Origin of the sequence: Pseudomonas cyclaminis (assembly GCF_015163715.1) — a bacterium.
Lineage (GTDB): Bacteria > Pseudomonadota > Gammaproteobacteria > Pseudomonadales > Pseudomonadaceae > Aquipseudomonas > Aquipseudomonas cyclaminis.
The window spans coordinates 1-21,068 of record NZ_JADDUM010000225.1 but is presented as its reverse complement, the minus strand read 5'-3'; the positions used below and the strand labels follow the sequence as shown (position 1 = coordinate 21,068).

The 21,068-nt window shown below is 52.8% G+C and carries 18 protein-coding genes and 2 tRNA genes; 10 read left to right on the top strand and 10 right to left on the bottom strand.

Annotated features, from left to right (window positions below; genetic code table 11):
* Positions 1–27 precede the first annotated feature (27 nt).
* Together IQK56_RS25045 and rdgC are read right to left on the bottom strand one after the other, a co-directional pair.
* Positions 28–993 (bottom strand): bile acid:sodium symporter family protein, encoded by a 966-nt coding sequence (locus IQK56_RS25045; protein ID WP_122306765.1) that lies wholly within the window; start codon positions 991–993, stop codon positions 28–30.
* A gap of 92 nt (positions 994–1,085) precedes the next feature.
* Complete coding sequence (rdgC, locus tag IQK56_RS25040) at positions 1,086–2,006, bottom strand: recombination-associated protein RdgC (RefSeq protein ID WP_193864071.1); 921 nt, start codon at positions 2,004–2,006, stop codon at positions 1,086–1,088.
* A 159-nt stretch (positions 2,007–2,165) separates the two neighbouring features.
* Here rdgC and IQK56_RS25035 point away from each other — a divergent pair.
* The 8 genes from IQK56_RS25035 to IQK56_RS25000 all read left to right on the top strand — a co-directional run bounded on the left by IQK56_RS25035 (position 2,166) and on the right by IQK56_RS25000 (position 9,923).
* Positions 2,166–2,241 (top strand) — tRNA-Val (locus IQK56_RS25035).
* Between the two features lie 19 nt (positions 2,242–2,260).
* Positions 2,261–2,337: transfer RNA gene (locus IQK56_RS25030), tRNA-Asp, on the top strand.
* Between the two features lie 233 nt (positions 2,338–2,570).
* Entirely contained in the window at positions 2,571–3,866 is a 1,296-nt protein-coding gene (locus tag IQK56_RS25025) for a tyrosine-type recombinase/integrase (protein ID WP_193864070.1), read from the top strand.
* Between the two features lie 270 nt (positions 3,867–4,136).
* Positions 4,137–4,334: a hypothetical protein gene (locus IQK56_RS25020; protein ID WP_193864069.1), complete on the top strand. Its 198-nt coding sequence runs from the start codon at positions 4,137–4,139 to the stop codon at positions 4,332–4,334.
* Complete coding sequence (locus tag IQK56_RS25015; RefSeq protein WP_193864068.1) at positions 4,331–6,394, top strand: AAA family ATPase; 2,064 nt, start codon at positions 4,331–4,333, stop codon at positions 6,392–6,394. The genes IQK56_RS25020 and IQK56_RS25015 overlap by 4 nt, the downstream gene beginning before the upstream one ends.
* Positions 6,394–7,899: an FtsK/SpoIIIE domain-containing protein gene (locus tag IQK56_RS25010; RefSeq protein WP_193864067.1), complete on the top strand. Its 1,506-nt coding sequence runs from the start codon at positions 6,394–6,396 to the stop codon at positions 7,897–7,899. The genes IQK56_RS25015 and IQK56_RS25010 overlap by 1 nt, the downstream gene beginning before the upstream one ends.
* A complete protein-coding gene (locus IQK56_RS25005) occupies positions 7,899–9,029 on the top strand; it encodes an AAA family ATPase (RefSeq protein ID WP_108538365.1) in 1,131 nt (376 codons plus the stop codon). Before IQK56_RS25010 ends, IQK56_RS25005 begins: the two co-directional genes overlap by 1 nt.
* Before the next feature lie 3 nt (positions 9,030–9,032).
* Positions 9,033–9,923: a hypothetical protein gene (locus tag IQK56_RS25000; protein WP_108538366.1), complete on the top strand. Its 891-nt coding sequence runs from the start codon at positions 9,033–9,035 to the stop codon at positions 9,921–9,923.
* Positions 9,924–10,383: 460 nt separating this feature from the next.
* Here the strand turns inward: IQK56_RS25000 and IQK56_RS24995 are convergent, their stop codons facing one another.
* The 5 genes from IQK56_RS24995 to mobH form a co-directional block, all read right to left on the bottom strand.
* The gene (locus IQK56_RS24995) at positions 10,384–10,746 is read right to left on the bottom strand and encodes a DndE family protein (protein WP_108538367.1); all 363 of its coding nucleotides are present in this window, start codon (positions 10,744–10,746) and stop codon (positions 10,384–10,386) included.
* Positions 10,743–12,755 carry a DNA sulfur modification protein DndD gene (gene dndD / locus IQK56_RS24990; protein ID WP_193864066.1) on the bottom strand — a complete coding sequence of 671 codons (2,013 nt, stop codon included), beginning with the start codon at positions 12,753–12,755 and terminating at the stop codon, positions 10,743–10,745. The genes IQK56_RS24995 and dndD overlap by 4 nt, the downstream gene beginning before the upstream one ends.
* A complete protein-coding gene (gene dndC / locus IQK56_RS24985) occupies positions 12,752–14,278 on the bottom strand; it encodes a DNA phosphorothioation system sulfurtransferase DndC (RefSeq protein ID WP_193864065.1) in 1,527 nt (508 codons plus the stop codon). Before dndC ends, dndD begins: the two co-directional genes overlap by 4 nt.
* The gene (gene dndB, locus IQK56_RS24980; protein ID WP_108538370.1) at positions 14,275–15,357 is read right to left on the bottom strand and encodes a DNA sulfur modification protein DndB; all 1,083 of its coding nucleotides are present in this window, start codon (positions 15,355–15,357) and stop codon (positions 14,275–14,277) included. The genes dndC and dndB overlap by 4 nt, the downstream gene beginning before the upstream one ends.
* Before the next feature lie 191 nt (positions 15,358–15,548).
* Entirely contained in the window at positions 15,549–17,273 is a 1,725-nt protein-coding gene (gene mobH / locus IQK56_RS24975) for a MobH family relaxase (RefSeq protein WP_193864064.1), read from the bottom strand.
* Between the two features lie 218 nt (positions 17,274–17,491).
* Here mobH and IQK56_RS24970 point away from each other — a divergent pair, with 218 nt between their 5' ends.
* Positions 17,492–17,686 carry a DUF7740 domain-containing protein gene (locus tag IQK56_RS24970; RefSeq protein ID WP_193864063.1) on the top strand — a complete coding sequence of 65 codons (195 nt, stop codon included), beginning with the start codon at positions 17,492–17,494 and terminating at the stop codon, positions 17,684–17,686.
* A 132-nt stretch (positions 17,687–17,818) separates the two neighbouring features.
* On the opposite strand, the gene IQK56_RS24965 is transcribed toward IQK56_RS24970, so the two are convergent.
* Entirely contained in the window at positions 17,819–18,778 is a 960-nt protein-coding gene (locus IQK56_RS24965) for an ArdC family protein (RefSeq protein ID WP_193864062.1), read from the bottom strand.
* A 131-nt stretch (positions 18,779–18,909) separates the two neighbouring features.
* Positions 18,910–19,239 carry a hypothetical protein gene (locus IQK56_RS24960; RefSeq protein WP_193864061.1) on the bottom strand — a complete coding sequence of 110 codons (330 nt, stop codon included), beginning with the start codon at positions 19,237–19,239 and terminating at the stop codon, positions 18,910–18,912.
* A 456-nt stretch (positions 19,240–19,695) separates the two neighbouring features.
* Here IQK56_RS24960 and IQK56_RS24955 point away from each other — a divergent pair, with 456 nt between their 5' ends.
* Entirely contained in the window at positions 19,696–20,094 is a 399-nt protein-coding gene (locus IQK56_RS24955; RefSeq protein WP_193864060.1) for a DUF3742 family protein, read from the top strand.
* On the opposite strand, the gene IQK56_RS24950 is transcribed toward IQK56_RS24955, so the two are convergent.
* A partial coding sequence (locus IQK56_RS24950) for a conjugal transfer protein TraG N-terminal domain-containing protein (protein ID WP_193901866.1) occupies positions 20,083–21,068 on the bottom strand: 986 nt, incomplete at its 5' end. The genes IQK56_RS24955 and IQK56_RS24950 overlap by 12 nt on opposite strands.

Below are 21,068 nucleotides of genomic sequence, written 5' to 3'. Positions count from 1 at the left end.
GTAGAGTGCCGAAAACGGATCAGGCGATCAAGTTTGTGGGGTGTTCTCCAAGATACGACGGTCTTCCTTCTCGCTCATGCGCCGGAAGTACGTTGACAGCAACGCCCCGGAAATATTGTGCCAGACACTGAACAGCGCACTCGGCACGGCAGCCAGCGGCGAGAAGTGCGCACTGGCCAACGCGGCGCCCAGCCCGGAGTTCTGCATGCCCACTTCCAGTGCCAGCGACTTGCGTTGTGCCAATGGCAACTTGAACAGGCGCCCGGTGAAGTAGCCCAGCAGGTAGCCGAAGCTGTTGTGCAGCATCACCACGGCCATGATCAACAGGCCCGACTCGGCGATCTTCGCCTGGCTGGCGGCGACGACCGCCGTGACGATGATCACAATGCTGACCACCGATACCAAGGGCAATACGTCCACCGCATGGCGAACCCGCTCGCCGAGCACGCGTTGCGCCACGACGCCGAGCACGATCGGCAGCAGCACCACTTGCAGGATCGACCAGAACAACTCCATGAACGATACCGGCAGCCAGGCCGAGGCCAGCAGCCAGATCAATGCTGGCGTGAGCAGCGGGGCGAGGAGGGTGGTGACGGCGGCGATGGCCACCGACAATGCCAGGTCGCCACGGGCCAGCCAGGTCATCACGTTGGATGAGGTGCCGCTTGGGCAGCAACCGACCAGGATCACGCCGACGGCAATTTCCGGCGGCAGGTGAAATACCTGGCACAGCAACCAGGCCACGCCCGGCATGATCACAAAGTGTGCAACCACGCCGAGGGCCACACGCCACGGGTGGCGCGCGACTTCGGCGAAGTCATCGAGTTTGAGGGTCAGCCCCATGCCGAACATCACCAGGCCCAGCAGCGGGACGATGGCGCTTTTCAGGCCGATGAACCAGCTCGGTTCGAGGAAGGCCAGCACGGCAAAAATCAACACCCAATAGGCGAAGGTATTGCCGACGAAGCGGCTCAAGGCGGCGAGTGCGCGCATGGGGATGTCCTTGTTGTTGGATGCTTGAAGTACACATGCGATCAAATGTGGGGTGGGGCTTGCCCGCCCCCACATTTTTCTCTTCACATGGCTTAAATGCCTTGTGGAGTTTCTTCGCCACCCAGTGCCTCAACCAGCGCCGGCAGGAACTCGCCGAAGGTCAGCATCATCAGGGTGAAGCTCGCGTCCAGTTGACCCAGGGCCTCGTCGCCGCCGTCCTGCTCGGCCTGGTCTTGCAGCAGGTCTTCGAACTTCAGGCGCTTGACGGTCATCTTGTCGTCCAGCATGAACGACAGCTTGTCCTGCCAGGCCAGGGACAGTTGGGTCACGACTTTGCCGGTGGTGAGATGCAGTTGGATTTCTTCGCCGGTCAGGTCCTGGCGCTTGCAACGCACGATGCCGCCGTCTTCGTGGGTGTCGCGCAGTTCGCATTCGTCTAGGACGAAGAAGTCATTGGCCGGTTTCTGGGTGGTGACCCAGTCGGTCATGATCGCGGTAGGCGCGGTTTTCACGGTGAGCGGGCGTACCGGCAGGGTGCCGATCACTTCACGCAGGGTCGACAGCAAGTCTTCGGCGCGTTTCGGGCTGGCCGAGTTGACCAGGATCAGGCCTTGTTTCGGCGCGATGGCGGCGAAGGTCGACGAGCGGCGGATAAACGCACGCGGCAGGAAGGCCTGGATGATTTCATCCTTGATCTGATCGCGTTCCTTCTTATAGACCTTGCGCATCTGCTCGGCCTCGATCTCTTCGACTTTCTCTTTAAGTGCGTCACGCACTACGCTGCCCGGCAGGATGCGTTCTTCCTTGCGCGCAGCAATCAGCAGAAAATCGCCGCTGACGTGAACCAGGGGAGCGTCTTCACCTTTACCAAAAGGCGCGACGAAACCGTAAGTGGTCAACTCCTGGCTTGCACAAGGGCGCGCCAGTTTGGTGGCCATTGCAGTTTCCAACGCCTCGGCATCAACAGGCAGATCTTGGGTCAGGCGATAGATAAGCAGGTTCTTGAACCACATGGGGTGAGTCTCTCCTTTATACAAAGGGGGGCATTATTCTCTTGATAGCGCCCCAGGCCAACCCTGCCTAAGCCATTGGAAGGCCTCAAAAAAAAGATTTAAGAAAGTGCTTGCCAGACTATAGGTCGCTCCGTAGAATGCGCGCCACACCGAGACGAAGGGTGATTAGCTCAGCTGGGAGAGCATCTGCCTTACAAGCAGAGGGTCGGCGGTTCGATCCCGTCATCACCCACCATTCGCTTCATGTGTTACGCGCAGCGGTAGTTCAGTCGGTTAGAATACCGGCCTGTCACGCCGGGGGTCGCGGGTTCGAGTCCCGTCCGCTGCGCCATATTTGCTTCCACTAAGGCCCACTGAACGCCTGGAAGCCACGGAAATAGCGGCCTTGAGCCGCTTTTTTCGTTTTCTGAATTCCACTGGAATCCATCTCCAGCCACGGTTTTTAAGTACACATTTAAGTACACCGCTGGCACAGCCTTTTACGATGCCTTGCGCATCAATTTTCGTATTGGTCCGTCTACCGCTGGATTGTATTCCCCTCCTTGATGCAAAAGGAGGTGTCTGATGGCTCTGACAGATACAGCGATTAAGCAAGCCAAGCCCGCCAGCAAGCCCTATACGTTAACTGATGGGGATGGCTTATCTCTGCAAGTGCCTACGACGGGTTCGAAACGCTGGCATTTCCGTTTCTATTGGCATGACAAGCAGTTGCGCATTTCCCTCGGCACCTATCCTGACGTTAGCCTCAAGGAGGCTCGCCAGCGGAGAGAGGCTGCACGTGCGCTGGTGGCCGGCAATATCGACCCCCGATCACATCGTCGCGCTGAGCGCCAAAGAGCCTCTCACGCCGCCAACAACACGTTTGAAGCGGTTGCTGGTCGCTGGCATGAGTTCCGAAGTAAAAAGCTGACGAAAAGTAGGAAGGGCAGTGCAGGGCAAGCCAGTAAATACCTGAAGAAGGACATGCTGCCGTGTTTGGGCGATCTCCCGATCTCAGATATTTCTCGTGGTGACGTGCTGGAGCTCATTAGGCGAATTGAGCGCAGAGGGGCGCTGGTCTCTGCTCGAAAGGTACGCACCTGGCTCAACCAGATCTTTCGTTTTGCCATGGCGGAAGGGCTCGTTGATGTGAACCCAGCAGCAGACCTTGATATCGTTGCCGAGACGCCGCGGCCAGTTCGCCATAATCCCTTCCTCCAGGTAAATGAACTTCCAGGACTGCTCAGGACCGTCACCCAATACGGGGGTGCAGAAGCGACTCGGCTTGGTATTCGCCTATTGCTGCTGACAGGGGTTCGTACAGGAGAGCTGCGGGCGGCTACGCCAGACCAATTCCACCTCGACAAGGGGATCTGGCTGGTGCCGCCGGAGGGTGTGAAGCAACTCCGGAGTCGTGTTCGAACACAGGGGAATGAGATCCCACCTTATGTGATTCCACTGTCTACTCAAGCAAATGCAATTGTGCAGCGGCTAATGCAGTTAAAGGCGCGCGGTGCGCGGTACTTGCTGGTTCACCGATACGAATCGCAGAAAATGATCAGTGAAAATACCCTTAACACCGCTATCAGCCGCATGGGTTACAAAGGAAGGCTAACCGGGCATGGCATCAGGGCCACCATCTCAACGGCGCTCAACGAGGTTGGCTTTGTAGAAGAGTGGATTGAGGCGCAGCTTTCCCATGCTGATGCCAATCAAATTCGGGCTGCGTACAATCATGCGGAATACGTCGAGCCGAGACGTAGGATGATGCAGTATTGGGCGGATTTATTAGATGCGCTAGAGGTCGGTGTTTCTCCACCTATGCCCGAAACGTACATGGCGCAGAGCGACCGACGTTCAATGGATTTTCTAGGGCAATAGCGTCGATCACATGTATTGGCTTACGGAAAAGCTACCGAGGCGAAATCGTCCACAAGGGAGGCCGGAGGGTGGTTCGAGTGAGGCCTTGCCCGAGGCTTTCGCAGGGCGATGTGACTAGTCAGTTAAGATGGCTTGCAGCAAAGACCTTTGCCGTTCATCCTATGCGCGGTTGCTCGGGGCGTCTTAATTTGGAGGCCCTAATGCAAAATACGCGTACCGCCGTTTCAAAGAGATTCCATCTGCTATGGCAGTGCGATTAAGGGAGGCCGGATGACCGGTGAGAACAAGGACAGCCAGCTGATCGCTGAAGCCGCCGCGGAATTTAGCGTTGACCCGGAGGTGCTCGCAGAGCTACTTGGGTTAGCCGAAAAGTTTACAACTTTTGCAACTTACGGTGCGAAAGCCGAATTCTCTCGCCATGTTAGTCAGATTCTTGAACAGGCAGCCCTAAGGCAGGGCAAATCGTGAGTGATTCCATTGAGTTCACTTCGCTTGAAGTCGAAAACATTTTCGCATACGAAGGCCTCAGTCAAATAGATTTAAGCGGTTGCACCGCTGAACGTAACATGGTTGTCATAGCTGGGCGCAATGGCGCCGGCAAGACGAGCCTGCTGAATGCAATCAAACTATTGTTTCTTGGTTCTGAAAACGAAGAGATTCGCCGCGTAGGCTTTGGTGGAATTCCATTGAACCCAAAGCAATTTGTTCTAGGTCAGACGGGCCGTTGGTATGGGGTATTCAATAGAGGGGCACTTGATCCCGACGATCGGGCCCGTGTAATGCTATGTTGGACTCAAGGAGCGCTGGAGGTGAAGATCGAACGCATCTTCTCCCGCGCGAATACAACCGCAGGCTTTACGGAACGGCTGAATATTAGTCGAGGTACGGCCCAATTGGGTTCTGAGGAGGCAGAATCGTTCCTCTCTGGTTTGGCTCCCAGCGAAATTGTGCCGTTCTACTTCTTTGACGGCGAGCAGGTCCAATCGTTTGCAGATTCAGAGGAAGGGCGTGAGCGCGCTGAAATAGAGCGTTTGCTGAAGCTCTCCTTCATTGGAGATATTCTTCGCGAATTGGACGTTTACGGCAGAGCCAAACGTCGTTCCGGGTTGCCGGCCGAGGCTCAAAGCGAGGTTGTACACGCAGAGAACGACCTTCGCTCGGCAAAAGCCCAGATTGAATCAGTTCAACGTTTGCGGGTGGACACCGAGGCGGAGTACTCCGATTTAGATCGTAAGCGCACACGCCTTGACGACCAACGAAACGCATTGCGCGTTGGGATTTCCGAGACAGACCGTCGCCGTATGGTCAACAGAATAGAAGTCATAGGTTCCCAGCGTGAAAAGCTAGATGCCGAACTGTCCGAACTGCTGGCGCCAGAGGCTCCTTGGCTCACCAATCTTTCTGTGGTTCGAAACGCCTACAAGTTGTTGGATGATCAGTTTTCATCTAGCACAGACATTTCTTTGTCCACGAAGCTGCACGGGGAACTGCCCGAAGCCCTAAAAAGCAGCTTAGCCCACTTAAGTCCCCCAATTTTGCTGACCGACTCGCAGTACGAAAATTTTTCTTTGGATGTCAGAGAGGCGCTGGTGAGGCGAGGGCTGTCGGTCGGTGCGCATGTAAGCCCGCTGCTTACTGCAGTAAGCCCACGACAAGCAAAGGCGTTGCGTGATCGATATTTGGTATGGACAGAGCGTGGTCCAAGTTTAGTAGCCTCTCATGTCGATAAACTTCGCCTTTTGAGACAGCTCGCCCAAGAAGCCGAACAAGCGCAGCGGGAACTGGACGAGGCCGAACTCACCAGCGACGAAGCCAGGCATCAGTTTGAGTCCTTGAACAAGTTAATCGCAGATATAGATCTGCAGATTCGTGACTTCACTGACAGGCTTGCGGAACTTAGGGTCAAGGAACGACAGGCTTTGGAAGCCTCAGAGCAAGCCAAGCAGCGCATCAGTCAATGCGAACAAAGGTATGCCTCGGTGACAGAAGAGAACCGCGCTTATCAGTTGAGCGTGAAGGTCAAGCGAGCACTAGAAACATACCGTGATAGACGCAGGACATATATCCGCCAGTCGGTAGAGGACCACCTAAATGAAAGGATCGGAATTCTTTTAGCGCCTAGTCAACTTATTAAATCAGTAACTCTCGATGACTGGTTTGTAATGAAGTACTTTGACGAACAATCTGAGGAGGTTGCACGTAGAAGTATTTCTGCTGGCATGCGACAGCTTGTTGCGATGGGAATGCTTTGGGCTTTGAGGGATGAGGCTGGTCGTGATCTTCCAGTGGTAATAGATACTCCACTGGGGAGAATTGATCGAGAGAATCGAGCTTTGCTTATGAGCGAGTACTTTCCAAACGCCGGTAAGCCGCTGTTACTGCTGCCAACCAATAGCGAAATGGATGACGAGGTACTCTGCCACCTAGGTGAGCGTATTCGTCGTCGCTACGAGATTCAAAATGATGGTGGAACCCGAGCAAGGATTGTCGAGGTTGATAGGATGCGCTACGACGGGATTTCAAATTAATGATTAGCCTGTACTTCTCTGCGGACGAAAAGTCTTTCTTTGAAACCGTTTTGCGTGACGGGCTACATCAACCCAGCGGTCACTATTGGTGGGTGGTTCGCTTTGCCATTGCTCAATCACTAAAGATTGGCGGGGAGCCTGATGAGAGGTATAGCGCCCCGTCCCTAAAGAGAGGGGAACGTGGCAGTGAGCTTAGTATCGAGCAGATCACAGGCATGGGAAAAGCAGAAAGCCAAAATTACGATGATGCATTCAGGATTCTGTTGGGTGTGACCCACGATGAGGAACTCTTCGACAACAATCGGCGCTACTTCGAACTTGTACAACGACATGCTCGACGCGGTCTTGAGTTCATGCGAGGTGCTTGGACGCCAGGTCGTAGTTTCTACGATTATCTTCTCGACGAGTTGTACATAAGTACCGAGCGCGCCGAGGATGCGCAGGACGGAGCTGATGGCTTTAGCGCCTTGGATTTTGCAACGTTGGCGCAAGGATTGAAGCAATTGGGCGTTTCTGCTACGGCAGCCGCTGATGTTCAGGAAGGACCACGCCTGTCGCGCTTTCAGTTGACATTGGCGGGAGTGGAGGATTATGACCGCTTGAAGCGAGGCCTAGATGATCTGGCATTTGCAGTTGGCTTGGGCAATACAGGGATCGGGTTATCCAAAGACTTCGGCGAGAGGCGTGTGATATTAGATATTCCCAGGCCAAGCGCGCTATGGCAGGAAGTTGCTTGGCAGTCGATTGAAAAGGCTTTAGTTGATCGCGTTGAAGCTATGCCAGTGTCTCCTGGCGTCGACGTATTGGGGCAGCCGATTATCTTCGATCTTGCAGAAGCTCCGCATTTATTCGTCGCCGGAGCTACTGGTAGCGGCAAAAGTGTGTGTCTGAATGCTCTGCTGCTTTCCTTGGTGATTTCTGCCCGCCCCCCAGAACTTTTGATGATCGATCCAAAGGGTGTCGATTTCAGCGATTTCAACAGCTATCTCCGGCTGAGAACAGGCTCTGTTATTACGGATATGGGGCAAGGCATCGAAGCCCTGCGTGGGGTTGTAGTGGAGATGGAGGAGCGGCAGGAGCTGTTGCGTCGAAACAATGTCCGAAACATTGCCGAGGCCCAGGCACTAGGTGTTCCCATGGAACGGCTAGTAGTGGTTATCGATGAACTCGCTGACTTCATGCTGGGCCGAACAGGTGCTGAAGAGCCTCTAGTGCGTCTTGCACAGAAGGCTCGTGCGACAGGTATCCATCTGGTGTTGGCGACTCAGCGTCCGGAGGCGGCGACGTTTTCGGGGCTGCTTCGGGCCAACGTACCTGCGCGAATTGCCTTGACGGTTCAGAAAGCTACAGATTCGCGCATCATCCTCGACGAAGGAGGTGCTGAGAAGCTGCTTATGCGTGGCGACATGCTAATCAAGCTTTCGGGGCGCGCTACCATGCGCGCTCACGGAGTAAAGGTCAGTCCTTCGGAGGTCAGGGCCGCATTATCGACAAGGAGCAAGTAATGGCCATGATGTTGAGACCCACCCGATTTGAATTGTTGGAATTAACTCTGTTAGACCTAGGCGCACTCCGGGGTCAAAAGTCGTTCGTATTAAGAGACGGACAGGGGTTAGCGACGAATATTTTCATGATCATGGGTACGAATGGAGCTGGTAAGACCACCGTTCTTGAATCAATTTATGCAGGCATGCGTTTGCTGGACGCGCGTGAACATGTTGGTACCGGAATTGACGACATCGATCGAAACGGTGGAGGGCTCCAGCTTGACGCTCGAGTTACGCTCGATGATGGTGTGCGATCAAAGATTTATCTTCTTTCCATTTATGTAGGTCGCCCAGGTCTGCTGAAGCGTTGGACGGCAGAAGCACTAGAGGGGGTGGGCGTTGAGCAGCAGATTTTCTTGTCGTTCAAAAATCGCCTCAACGGTCCTGGACTGGAACGGAGTGCGGAGTCTGATCCTGAAGCAATAGCCTTCGCTGAAGCGATTCTTGAACGCGTTGGCGAGCCGCCAGCCGCGCTATTTGACTCGGCCAATGGATACCCATCTGTACTTTATTTTCCATCTGATCGTGGTATCCGTAGGCCGCCGGAGGGAGAGCGAGCCGTCACGCGTCCAAGCGGTTTGTCTTATCGAGCTGCACACCGTTTTGGTGCTGATGGAGAGAGGTGGGACGCATCGATCGACAATCTTTTTGTCTGGTTCGCCTGGCTTGCCGACGGCAGAGAAGAAGAGTGCCGGGAGTTGGTCAACCGGCTGATCTTTAGAGGGGCGAAGAGACTAGGTACGGTGGATCGGCCCACGTTGTACGTTCCAGTGGAGGTCGAGTCCGGCGTACACCGCATAGATCAGCTAAGCAGCGGTGAACGCCAACTGGTGCAGCTCATCGTTCGAATTGCCAGCCATATGACTGGCTCGACAATTGTACTTATCGATGAAACCGAGCAGCACTTGCATCTGGTCATGCGTCGTAGGCTGATGAAGCTGATAAAGCAGTGGGCGCAGGAGCATCCGGGTCTTTCGTTCGTTCTAACCTCCCATCAGGTCGACTCATTGCGAGTCCTGGCTCCCAAACTTGTGGAGACCGGGCTTGTGAAGGGTGGTGCTCTACTCAAGCCAAAGCTTAAGGTGTAGCGCATGCCTATTGAACTCCAGTCATTCGATGATTTTGATTCCATTGAACAGATTGAGGCACATCAATCTTGCTTGATTCGAGTAGTTTTGGAGGGCAGGGATGATGTCGTTTTATTTAATCGTTTCTGGTTCGGGTCGATGATTGACTCCTTCGAGTTTGTTGAGGCGCGGAGTATCGTTGTTGGTGGTGGTTGTACGAGTGTTCAGACGGCAGTGGATCACAGCGTCAACGTAGATGGTGTTCCCACAATCGGCATTGTTGATCGCGACGTTTTTTTTCGTGAGCATAACTGGGCGGCTCTATACAAGTTCGAGAACGAGGCAATAACGCAACATACCGCCAATGGTAGTGTGCATATAGCCTCGCGCTGGGAGATTGAAGCTTATCTACTCGACCATGATCTTCTCGGGCGATGGATTGAGGCGTGTCATCGCAAACCACCGGGGTCGCAGGTCGAGGTTGATTCGGCATTGGCTAAGACACTTGCAGATTGCGATCTTCTACTTGAAGCTGCTCCATTTTTTGCTGCTAGTCACCGCGACGGGGTGAAGGTGCCGGCGGGATTTATGTGTAGCGTCACCGAACCCATTGTTCGAGCTGGTATTTCGAAAAGGCTACAGGAGTTGGATCAAGATGGTCATAACGTAGTGACCGAAGTCGTTGCTTTGATAAATTCAATAAAGCAGCACCTACCTGCTGATCCTACCGAACAGTTACCAATTTACCTGCGTTATGTGGATACCAAACGCCTTTTGCAGCGTCTCACGCATACCCTTACATTAAGAGATGATTCTAAATGGGCGCTTTCGACATTACAGGTCATGCTAGGGCGACGCCCTCAAGAATTTGAATCCGTGCTAGAGCAAGCGAAGTATCACCTTTCAGTTTGCTAAGTTTATTCAATCTAAAAGACAGTGGATTTTTGTCATTAAATACTATGCAAAGTTTAATTTTGGTCACATTGCTTAACAAGGGCAGGAAAATCTTGAGCGGCTGTTGAGCCGCACGATGAAGTTTTTGGCTGCGAAACGCTGAATCTTTGTCTTCGGCATGCTCTTTCTAATTTCCGTAAAGTCATTATTGACCAATGTAGGGTTCTTTAATTGTAACATCAGCTCAGTTGTCGAGAGGGTATCATCAATCCAGAGTAAGCGACTATCCCCCGCCCCAAGTCCTGTTCATTGGGATGGGCACTAACTGCTATCTCATTGATGGGTATTAATCGTTGGCCCGGAATAAAACTCTCTAAGGTTTGTGATTGCTTGCGCAAATAACAAACCGAAGAGTTTTTGATCCGAATGCCAGGGGAGCTTAGATGTCAGGTGTTAAGCATGTATTTCACGATGGCCTCATTCAGCTTTTTATTAGCAGAGCCACATCCTTGAGTGAGCGTACATGCCCCATTTTATGCAGGCCTACCTCAATCAGCGAGGCAATATGCCTAACGGGATCCCATTCCAAATTGTTTTGATGTGTGAATTGTCTGATTAGCGCTTCATAAATATCCAGATGCTCGCCAAACAGGGTGGGGGCATTAAACTCTTGTCCCTCTAGATCTGATACGCTGGCATTGCCTAGGCCATTTTCATCGGCCAACGCAAGGGCGATTGCATACCTACTTAAAATGTTAGGCGTTAGCCCCGTTTTAGATTTCAAATATTTAAGCTTTGCGGTCGATGAGCTGGATATCTTGAATTTATGCGGAAATGTATTCATGCGTGACTAGCCCACCGCCAGAAGTATCCTTCCTCGGCTTGAGTAGATCGAGTTTCCGGATTGTATACCAAGTGATAAGAGTGAGAGATACTTTCCTCAAGCCCTTCATAGAAAGCATAATCAATTTCTGTATCCGTTGAGAGAATAATCACCTGGTGACTGGTTTTAGGAAAATAATTTTCTACGAGTTTTTTTCGATGTATAGAATCAAGACGACCAAGTGGAGTATCGATTACCACTGGCAGGCTTCGACCCGACGTGCGTGCTAACGCCTCTAAAATGGAGATTGCAAAAACCTGCTTTTCCCCTGCTGAAAGTTCATTTTTACGAATCGTTACGCCTTCATCGTCAATAAGAGCTACCTCGAAGGAGTCCGGATCGATCTGAATGCTGAGATTGCGGTTTTCTTTGCGAGCAAGCCCATTGAATGACGTGTAAAACTGTGATTCAAGCTCCTTGAGTTTTTCAACTCGTGCACGTACAGAGAACTCTTTTAGAACGACCCTAGCACTTTGTGCGAGGACGGTCAGGCGTTCTGCTTCTTGGGACTCGGCAATTTCTGTGTATAGCTCATCTAATTGACGTGCTGCAGCTGATAGCCGAGTAAGAAGGGCCTTAGCTTCCTCAGCCGTTATGCATCTTTGTTCTTCTAGAACACGAAACCGTTCTTGTAACCGCCCTTGTTCAATGAACAGGGGCATCAGCACTTTTTCTTCAGGAGCTCTAGCGATGTTTTCCCTAGCAGCTTCGATTCCGTTATCAATGTCCTGAAGTGTGTTCACTAAGTCAGTGGAGCGTTGCTGAAGTAAACTTACATGATTTGCCAGGCGATGAGTAATGCTGGAGTGTTGGATGTCCGAAAGTTTGTGCACTGTTGATTGACTTGCAATACAGTTGCTGATTTCTGATCCGAATGTTCTAAGAAAAATACCCTGAAGCGCAGGGCGCTGCTCTTCGGGAATTTTGAGCTCTGATTCAAGCTCTCTCAGAAAATTGCTTTGCTGACGCTCGAGATATTCGGAAAGAACCTTCGCTTTTTCCGTTCTTTGCTCAGAGTCTAATTGTGCAAGCAGTTTTCCGTTTAGATTTTTCGTAATCGCAAACGGCAGTAAGTCGCTTAACATTTCATTTAGTGCATGCTCTATTGCCTTTTTTTCGCCAATCAATGAGTCGAGGCTAGCTGTCTCTTTTTGCTTTGATGCACTCCAAGCTCCGCCTCGTGCGTTAATACGTGTCTCGATGTTCACCAAGTTTTTATCAGTCTCGGCAACATTCAAGCGCATAAGAAAAAGCTTTCCGCTTGTCTCTGAAACTTGCTTTTTTATATCATTGTAAGTGCGTTCCGCGTCGGCTATTTTCTGCTTGCGTTCGTCGGATGCTTTTTTTACTGAACTGCCTCTGATGATCACGGATAGGTCAGAATTTAGTCTGTCGATGAGATCCAAGCCTAAAAGCTTGTTGATCGACTCTCGCAGAGCGTCTCCAGACGTTTCTTCAGCGAGGCTTGTAATTTTTTCGCCATCGAAGAAAAATAGCTCGGATACGCCAATCGGAATTAACTCGTTGAGAAATGCTTGTGCCTGATCGTATGAAAGTTCGGTCAGATGCTGGCCATCTTTTGAAATGATTAGACCTTCTTTGACCTTGCCCCCATGGTCAACAAACCAATCGCGCGTTAATTGATAGCTCGAGATGATTCCATACTGCGCATAGCGGAATGTAAGCTCAACGGCGGCCCTTGTAGGTTTGGCAATGCTGTTGTGTGCTCTATGGATGCAGTCACGAAGATATTGGTGATAATCGCCAACCGTTGCGCCAGAACCCAGTACGCCTTTACCGTATAAGGCAAGCTTCAGAGCGTTAAGAATGGTTGTCTTGCCTCCTCCATTTAAACCACCGAACAAAACGATAGGTGCGTTTTTGCCTCCTTTGATTTTAGGAACCAAGTCAAAGTCGTGGGCTCCGCTAAAAACTCGGAAATCTAGTACTGAAAGGGAATCAATAATCATTGTAGCAGGCCATCTATTTCGGCTTTCAGAGATTCGAAAGCGGTTTTATACGTGTCGCTAACTTTAGGTACTGCGCGACGCTCCATAGCTTCATCGAGCCCCCCCCAATCCTGCTCCAGGATCTTCTGCAGTTCTTCCAGAATTCCTTTCCGACGTGAAAGGCCAGAGAATGACAACTCGGTATCAATCAGCTTCATAATCAGGACCGCTGGCACTCCGTGCTCCTGTTCCAGTGCGTTGAGTATGGCCGCATCCGGCTCAGTGAACGCCCCAGCGTCGTTCTTGATCCACTCAACTGCATCCGTGGGATAGACCTCAGCGTAAATTTTGGGCAGTGAATCAATCCAGTCCGGCTCATTGGGATCTTTTAGCCATTGCTGGCGGATCACCTGCAGTTCATCACGGCCTATCAGTTCGATATCACGATCAGTTCCACGAATACCTTTCTCTATTTCCAAAAGCAGCTTTAGCCACTCTTTGCGATACTTCATCCAATACGGGCCAGGCACGTGCTTGGTGGACGCATTTGAGTCGTCGTCAATAGCCCCTCTTGCAAAGGTTACTTTCCCAGTACGACGCTTATAGTTACGGTATTCGGTTTTATTTTCGGGGAGCGAGCTGGAATGCAGCTGATTGCGGAACTGCAGCAACGGCAACATCCAGTCCTCGCCACTGTTCACAAGACCTTCGATCGCTTTGTCATGCGTTACCACAGTGCACGTCCAGCATCCAAAGCGGGAGTTACCGCAGGATGGTGTATTGGTATCGATCACCAGTGGGCACTCGCCAGCATTGGAGTCTTTATACAACTCAAACAGTACTCGGTTAGAGCCGCCCCAAGGCCTGGCAGCGCTCATGAGATATTCCCAGACATCGTCGGCGTGCCATAGCTCAATCGGCATATAGGTATAGGCATTTGGCAGGGTGGTGTGGCGGCCCAACGCGGACCCATCGATTTTGTGGCGCGTTATCACCTGCGCCCGAGTGTTACTTTCTTCACGTCTCGAGCCGAGCACCACCACGACTTCACCGAAGCGGGCTACCTTGTCCTTGATAAACTCGCTCACTGGGTCGATTTTCATCCGCTCTGTGCACCAGCGAAACGCTTTGGTCGGAGCTGGATAGCCCTTACCCAGGAGGTTGGCCCAGAACGTTTCTCCAACTTTAGGGGTGACGGAATGGGCTGTCATCGGAATCTGATCTTCAACGGCTTGAGCGTTCACCGAATCAAGGACCTGGCGGATCATGTCGACTACAACGGGTGTTTCTACTCGAGTGTCGGAAGACACGACGTACACATGCTTGTGGCGTTCCTCGGGCGGCAACGTCTTCAGGGCATAGTAGGTGAGCGAAAGGATGACGGTCGAGTCCTTGCCGCCACTGAAGCCCACTACCCATGGGCGATCATCGGCTTTGTAGATGCTTTGAAGCTCACGGACAGCATCCGCTAGCGGTCTTCCGGAGATGATCGCTTCTTGAACGAAGTCATCGTGTGAGGGATAGAGGAATTGATCATTACTCATTGTTGAGGAAACCTGTTTTCTAGCTCGCGTTCAACCGTGGAAAGAGGGACGCCAAGTTTTTTCTTGATAAGACTTGCTGTGAGCGCCACGTTCGTTGTGGCTTTAGAAATCCGGCCGTGAACCATGGCGCGACCTTCCCATTCCGGGTTTGATCGAGACCAATCGATGCTTCGGAGCTGGCTGATGGTGTTTATCCATTCAGACTCCTTGCGAATGATCAGGTCTGCGCCGACAAGTCCCATTGCTTGCAGCATCACGCCGTGGGCGTGAATGTAATTGTCCCGTAATTCGGACGTCGACAGCTCTTTGTTTTTTGCTCTGATCCAATCAGGCATCTGTAAGGAAACCTCTTCCCAGAACGATTTTGCGAGATCCCGCTCATTCTGCGCAATGAGATCGCCTTTCCCTTTTTTCAATAAGACGCGGGAGGCGTTTTTTATAGCGCTGAGGGTGAATAGCTTGGAGCTGCGGGGAGAGAGGCTAGATTTCTCAAGCTCTGTCATCCTGGAGAAAATTTCGACGTTCTTGGCCAGATACCTGGCCAGATCGGAAATTTGGTCTCGATGATCGTAAAGGGTGCTTATTGAATTACTCGGTCTGACGGCATGCTTGTTGAGATCAGCAAACATTTGTTGACTACGATTCAGACCCTCATCAATGAAAAAAAGCACTGGGATGTTGTCGTAGCCAAGTTCTGGATTTTCGCGAATGGCTTGCTCTATGGCCGCCCGACGGTGCTGACCGTCGTTGATTAGAATTTGAGCATCCATTGGTATGGTTAGCGTACCGATGCTTTGCTCTAGGCCGGTATCGGAAGCGGGATTAAATTGAACTACCCCGTCAACTGAAGCGGTGATGGCAGAGAGCGTGTAGTCGTCGCGATTGTTGAGTAAATACGCCGATATCTCAGGAACCCTCGCAAGGTTCAGGGTGCGCTGGGCGCGCAGGTCCGCTGGCACGTTTTCTTCATTGAAAAAGAATATTTTGGGCACAAGACGCATAGGGCACATTGCTATGTAGCATGGCCTGCCTGCTTGAATGCCTCTGACGCATGGGAAGGAGTGAAGATAGGTCGTCATGTGGTTGCATGTCTTTTTTCAGCAGGTACGTTATTTTGCATGTTTTTAACATACACGCAAGGCGACGTCATAATAATGGCCGGTTTGGTAATGTGTTTTAGGACGGCCGGTCAGCCAGTGAGCTAACGGTATCAGTGTGACTGAAGAGCATTATCCTAGAAACCAGACGGCCTGAACCCGATGCTAGGCCGCTAGCCATCATCAAGCGCGAGAAAAGGGTTGTTTGGTGGTAACGATGCTAGAAGTACAGTCGGCTCTGCAATCAGGTATCCCTTCAAAGTCGATTTCTTTCTAGGCCCTTGCACGTGGCATACCCAGATGTTCAATCCATCGTCACGTTTCCTGTGAGCCTTTAGTTTCTCGAACTGCTTCTGTACCCAACGCCATTCCTCCATCTCTTGGTCCGCACCTTGCGATATACCAGGAAACTCTTGCGCGTATCGTTGGAAGAGACCAGGCGTGACCAAGAATAAGGTACCACCCACCGTGTGGATTTTGGCCTTGCTATCATTGAGCATCAGCTTGTGGCTCAGGATGCCTTCCTTGACCCAATTCAGGAATGCCTGGCCTGGGTTATCCGATGGAGGCGTTGAGGTTTCGAGAGTGCTTTCTGCCGGCGCATTGCTGGTCTCAGAGTCTACCAACTCGAACATGTCCAGCAGCGTACCGAGGTAATCTGCATCTTCTAGTGCCAAGGTATCCGGCTGCGGTTGACTTTGACCTGATCTTGTACTGGCTGTCTCGGGCGTTGGTGTTGGTACCGGCGTGTCAGTTGAGTGGTCATAGGTCGCAATGCTCACCGTTCCGCTGAAAACCTCGGGCCGGTCTTCGTTACCCCAAATCAGTGCCGGTTGAAGGCGTAGAAAGGTGAAACTCTGCTGCCAGTTTCCTTGTGCCACAAGCGCGGTCCAGATGGCTTTGCCTTCCGGCGTGGACTCGACCAATCCATGTGACTGCAGCTCATCGAACACCGCGAGGTTGGACGAGGGAATGCCTTCAATCGCTTGCGACAGCAGATAGGCTCGCAGCTTGTCCGTGACCGTCTTGCTGACCAGCCAGAGCGCGTCCTGGGTCAGCCATCCCGCGGCCCCTGGCTGGTTGAGTTTCAGCTCGTGCTGAACCAGATGACGCAGTCCGCTGATCAAGTGATGTTGCAGCGAATGAGTCGGCGCTTGCAGCGCCTTGCTCGGGTTACCACCGATATTCTGTGCGGTGGAAATGCGGTCGGCCTGTATCACCAACTCACCGAGCACGCCGGCACGTTCGTACTGGCCCGCCAGGACGTACAGAAGACTGGCCCAAAGTGGCGGAAATCCACTGAGCCAATCGAGGATGGGGCGGTCGAGAATTTGGGTGTAGAGCAAGCCTGCGGCGGCGCCGTGCAGATGGTAGTCCCGACCTTTGAGGTAGCGAAAACGGTACGGCTGATCCAGTGGGCCCTGCCAGGGGTGCCAAGGACTGCCATCCTGACGTTCGACCTGCAGGTCCACGGCGATCTTGCCGATGTCATGCAGCAGCGCGCCATAGGCGATGCCAGCGGACCACGCTTCCGTCTGGGCCGCCTGGTCTTCGGGCGCAGCGCCGGTGGGAAGCAGATAGGATTGGCGCAGTTTCAAACTACAGGCGACCAGTTCCAGTCCATGGTCGAGCATACCGCCGAGATACGCATGATGATGTGTCTCGCTGGCTGGGAGTTGCTGGACCTGTTCGGCGTAGCGATGGATCGGATTTAAATAGAGCTGGATGAACTGCGCGTGGGAGAGGGCGGTGTACTGCCAGATGCGATCGAGCAACTGGCGGCGGTGCTCTGCGGCTAACAAGCTGAGGGCCGACTCGATGGGCAGGTAACCTTCGGCGACGCTCACGGTTGGTGGCGGAGGGGGCTTCTGCCTTTTGTGGCGAAACAGACTGAGCATCGTGACCTCCCGGAAGTGGCTGGTCAGTGGCCTTTTAGCCTTTTCGGATAGGGCTCTTACCCTTACCCCCCCATTCCTTTCTAACCTTTACCGTCCTTTTGGCTCGTGTCCCTTTGCGCGGCAATCGGAATATGGATACTGCTAGGCATCGTTTTGTTGTGGCTAGTACGGCAAAGACAAGAGTCGGTACACTGCGGTGCCTATTTTTGGGTCTTGCCATGAACCTCACTGACGCCACGCTCGTGCTGCTGCTCGCGGCACGTATCCATGGGACCGACGAAGCTGTCCGGGCCTCGGCGAAGAGCGTGGTCAAGAAGTTGCCGCGCGGTAAGCGTGATTTGATCTACAAGGTAATCGACAGCCGAAGTCCGCTTGAGCTGGTGGATTTTCTGGCGCAGAACCTTGATGAGTAATGACCGGCTGCGGGGATGTGCCCATCCCTGACTCTTTGAATTAAATCCAAGCGGCATTGGGTTTTATGAGCGCAGAAAAAAGGGCACAACTTGCGTTGGGCCCTTTGATGCGATTGCAGCGGTTAGGAATGATCAAACTCCATTATTCATGCATCGTGAGTCATCCATTACCATCTGCTTCCGTTGCCGCTCCAGGTGGAGTACGAACTCCGAGGCGTTTCGGGCCTGACCACTGGCGCGAAAGATCGCGCGTTTGTCAGCTTTGAGCAGGCCGAGCCAGGAGTCGATGTAGCCCTCGTGCCGCAGCTCCCCCTTTATACCGGCGTAGGCACATAAAAAAGCAGCGCCCATCTCTGCGATCAACTCCTCAAACGCGTAGCCTGGCGACCCGAACAGACAGGCAGAGGTCAGGCCTTCGCGCTGCAACCGAGCGTGATGCCCGGTCCAGTGCGTCAGCTCATGAAGTGCCGTGGCGTAGTACCCGCCTTCATCGTGAAACTGTGCTTTTGCCGGCAGTTGGATGAGATCCTTAATCGGGTGATAAAAGGCTTCGTCGGCGGGCCGATGAACGATGCGTGCACCTGAACTTAACAGCAGATTTTCCGCGGCGCTGTTGGGTTGGAAGGGAGTACTCTGTTCCGTCTCGAGCAACGTGTCATTGAGCATTTCGAGTCCCTCCGTTTGCTCGATATTGAACAGAGAATGCGTCCTGAGAATGCCGAAGTGAGCGACCTTAGGCTGACCGTTTTCATCGAGTACGGGTTGGCCTGACTCGGTCTGTTCCTCGCGCTCCATCGGCTTGTAGAGTACCGCCAGAGTGCTGTGCTCACCCTTACGAATGTGCCCGCCAGCTTTTTTGGTTTGATTGAAAGTCAGCCAACGATCTTGAGTGAACCCCTGCAACCTGGCCTCGGCCCAGAGCAGCGGTAAATTGATGCCCGAATACGGACGTCGCGTGATGGCGTTGACGGGGTAGGGTTGATGCCCGATGTGAGCGGAGCCACTTGAGGACCAGGGTTTGACCCAGGGTGCAACGCCTTGGTCTAACGCAGTAACGATTTTGTCAGTTACGTCTTGGTAGATATCACGCATGGCAATTTCCTCGAGAGAAAACGGGGGAACGCCGTGCCCGTCGGGGAGGTTTCCCCCGGTTGGGTGATGTGCTGGATTGATGCAGGTCTTGCATGTCGTTCGAATGTGGAGTTGAACATCGCTAATTGCGCTTAGCGCTGGTGTTCTCCTACAAGCGCTATCAGCAAGGCGCTAGGCTGACCCGGCTCTTGGAGTAGGCTCAGACTCAATTGAAGCAACGGCTCGTGGTCTAAGTGATAGGCTGTTTCAATATGCATTACCTCGAACAGCACGTAAGGCTTGTGTGGATAGGCCAGGTGGGCTTCGAAGGCTGCGCACAATACGTGGCTCAACCGATCGACCTGCAGCTTCTCAGCGTGATCGGATTGATCGAGCAGTACTGCGCGTTGCCACGCGCCAGGAGTGAACACGATGGGCAGCCGAAGGGTCTTCAGTGTTTCCGGTGTAAGTGAAGCGGGCATGGTATTTCTCCGTTTAAAATGCGAAGAAACCTGTCCCGTGCGGAGAAAGATTTCCCCGCAGTGGGTGGAAGAAAATCAAGAGGGCTTACCTCACGAGCAGAGCTCGAAAGGCCCTCATAAGAGCAGCAGGCGTTCATTACCGTAGAAACGGTCACCGTGCGAGCCACCGAACGCTAATCGCACTTGGGGGGGAACCATCATCGAAGTGACGTAGCCTTGAAGGTTCTGGCTACCTGGGAAAGTGCTGTCGATAACAGCGATCCGCACCTTGTATTTAGCCGGACGATTTATCTGGGTCAATCGCTGTAGAGACGATGTTTCGCAGAGCTTGTCTTCTGGCTTCCAATGAGGATTTTTCGACCAGGGAAACTGATAAACGGTCAGGCATGGGCCGTTTTCAGTAGTAGCCTATTCCTCTATGCTCAACCATGAAAACGCTCAGAAGAGGGCGAGACCATGCTGACTCAGCAACCTGTGCAGAATTCACGTGCCCACCGCTGGGCGTATGCCTGTGGTCTGTCGGTGAAGCGTAGTTACCGTAGGTTGAGAACTTTTGAATCCCACGTGGTTGAGCGTGCGGAGACCGCAGGTGTGCCCGCAGGTAAATTTCTTGTTCGCGGGAGTTTTTTGATTGCCAAACTGGCGTTGATCGGGGGATTGCTGTTTGTCAGTGTTTGGCTCGTTACTTTCATTGTGATTATGCTGGCTGTCATCACTTTGCTATGGCTCAGGACTTTTATTGGTGCCGATCACGAAGATAAAAATCCAGGGCCAGACTACCTAGGAGCTGATCTCTACATCGGCGACTTCGATGACAATGGGCATTACATAGGTGACAGCAAGTCATCTAATTGAGCGCTTAGCAGCACCCAATATTTGATCCGTACCTTTGCTCGCTGAATCACTTGCAGCTTTGCTACCGTTCGCCAACATGCCTTGAATCCCGTTGCCGACTGAATATCCTGCCCAGCTCATGGCGCCTAGAAATAGCATTGGCAGTACGATGAACATCGCCCCCATCACATACTCGATCACCTGCGCGGTGACAGTCCCATCCATGAAGCCGGATGTGGGCAGCGACAACAGTACCTGATTGGAAGCCGAAACCTGGTTATACAGGGTATCGAGCATGCTGGAGTCGACCCAGCGCGCCAGTTCCCACCAGAAGCTCAGCATGTGTAAGGTGAACAGCGCAAACGTCACCGTCATGACGGTCTTCAGCTGGTAAGTACTGATTAGCAGGATCAGCGGCAAGCTGATGATGACGCCCATGATCAGAAATGCCTGCACCATCGGCAAGGCTGCGCGTAGTGCATTCATTGCCGGGAAGTTGCTGAAAGAACCGAGGGCCAACCCGGTATTGGTGGCCAGGTTATTGAGCCCCTGATTGATCGAACCGCCACGAGCGCTGGAGCCGTAGTCCTGATACACCTGTCCGGGCGACATGGACATCGATTGCTGGCGCGGACTAACCAGCTCGCGAAGGGTGGCATCTTCGATCTCGTTGCTCGAACGCCCAGTCAACCAACCTTTCAACTGAGTCAGCAAAGAGGGATTAACCTGCTCGATCAAGCGTTCGCGTAGCCCGACACCACGGTCGCTCCACCACTGCTTACAGGTGGGGTAGCCCGCGCCATTCTCCAGCCGCGGCAAGGAAACATCGCGGTTGTCGTCATACGGCCAGCTGACTCTCGGTGTACGTGAGCGATCCGTATCGTAGTAGCCGGGTGTGTCGAGAAAATAGCTTGACCCGATCCACGCTGCGTCGTGGCTTTGTGCTTTGTCTAACTGCGGACGGTTGGTGAACAGCCGAGAACGGGAATAGCCGT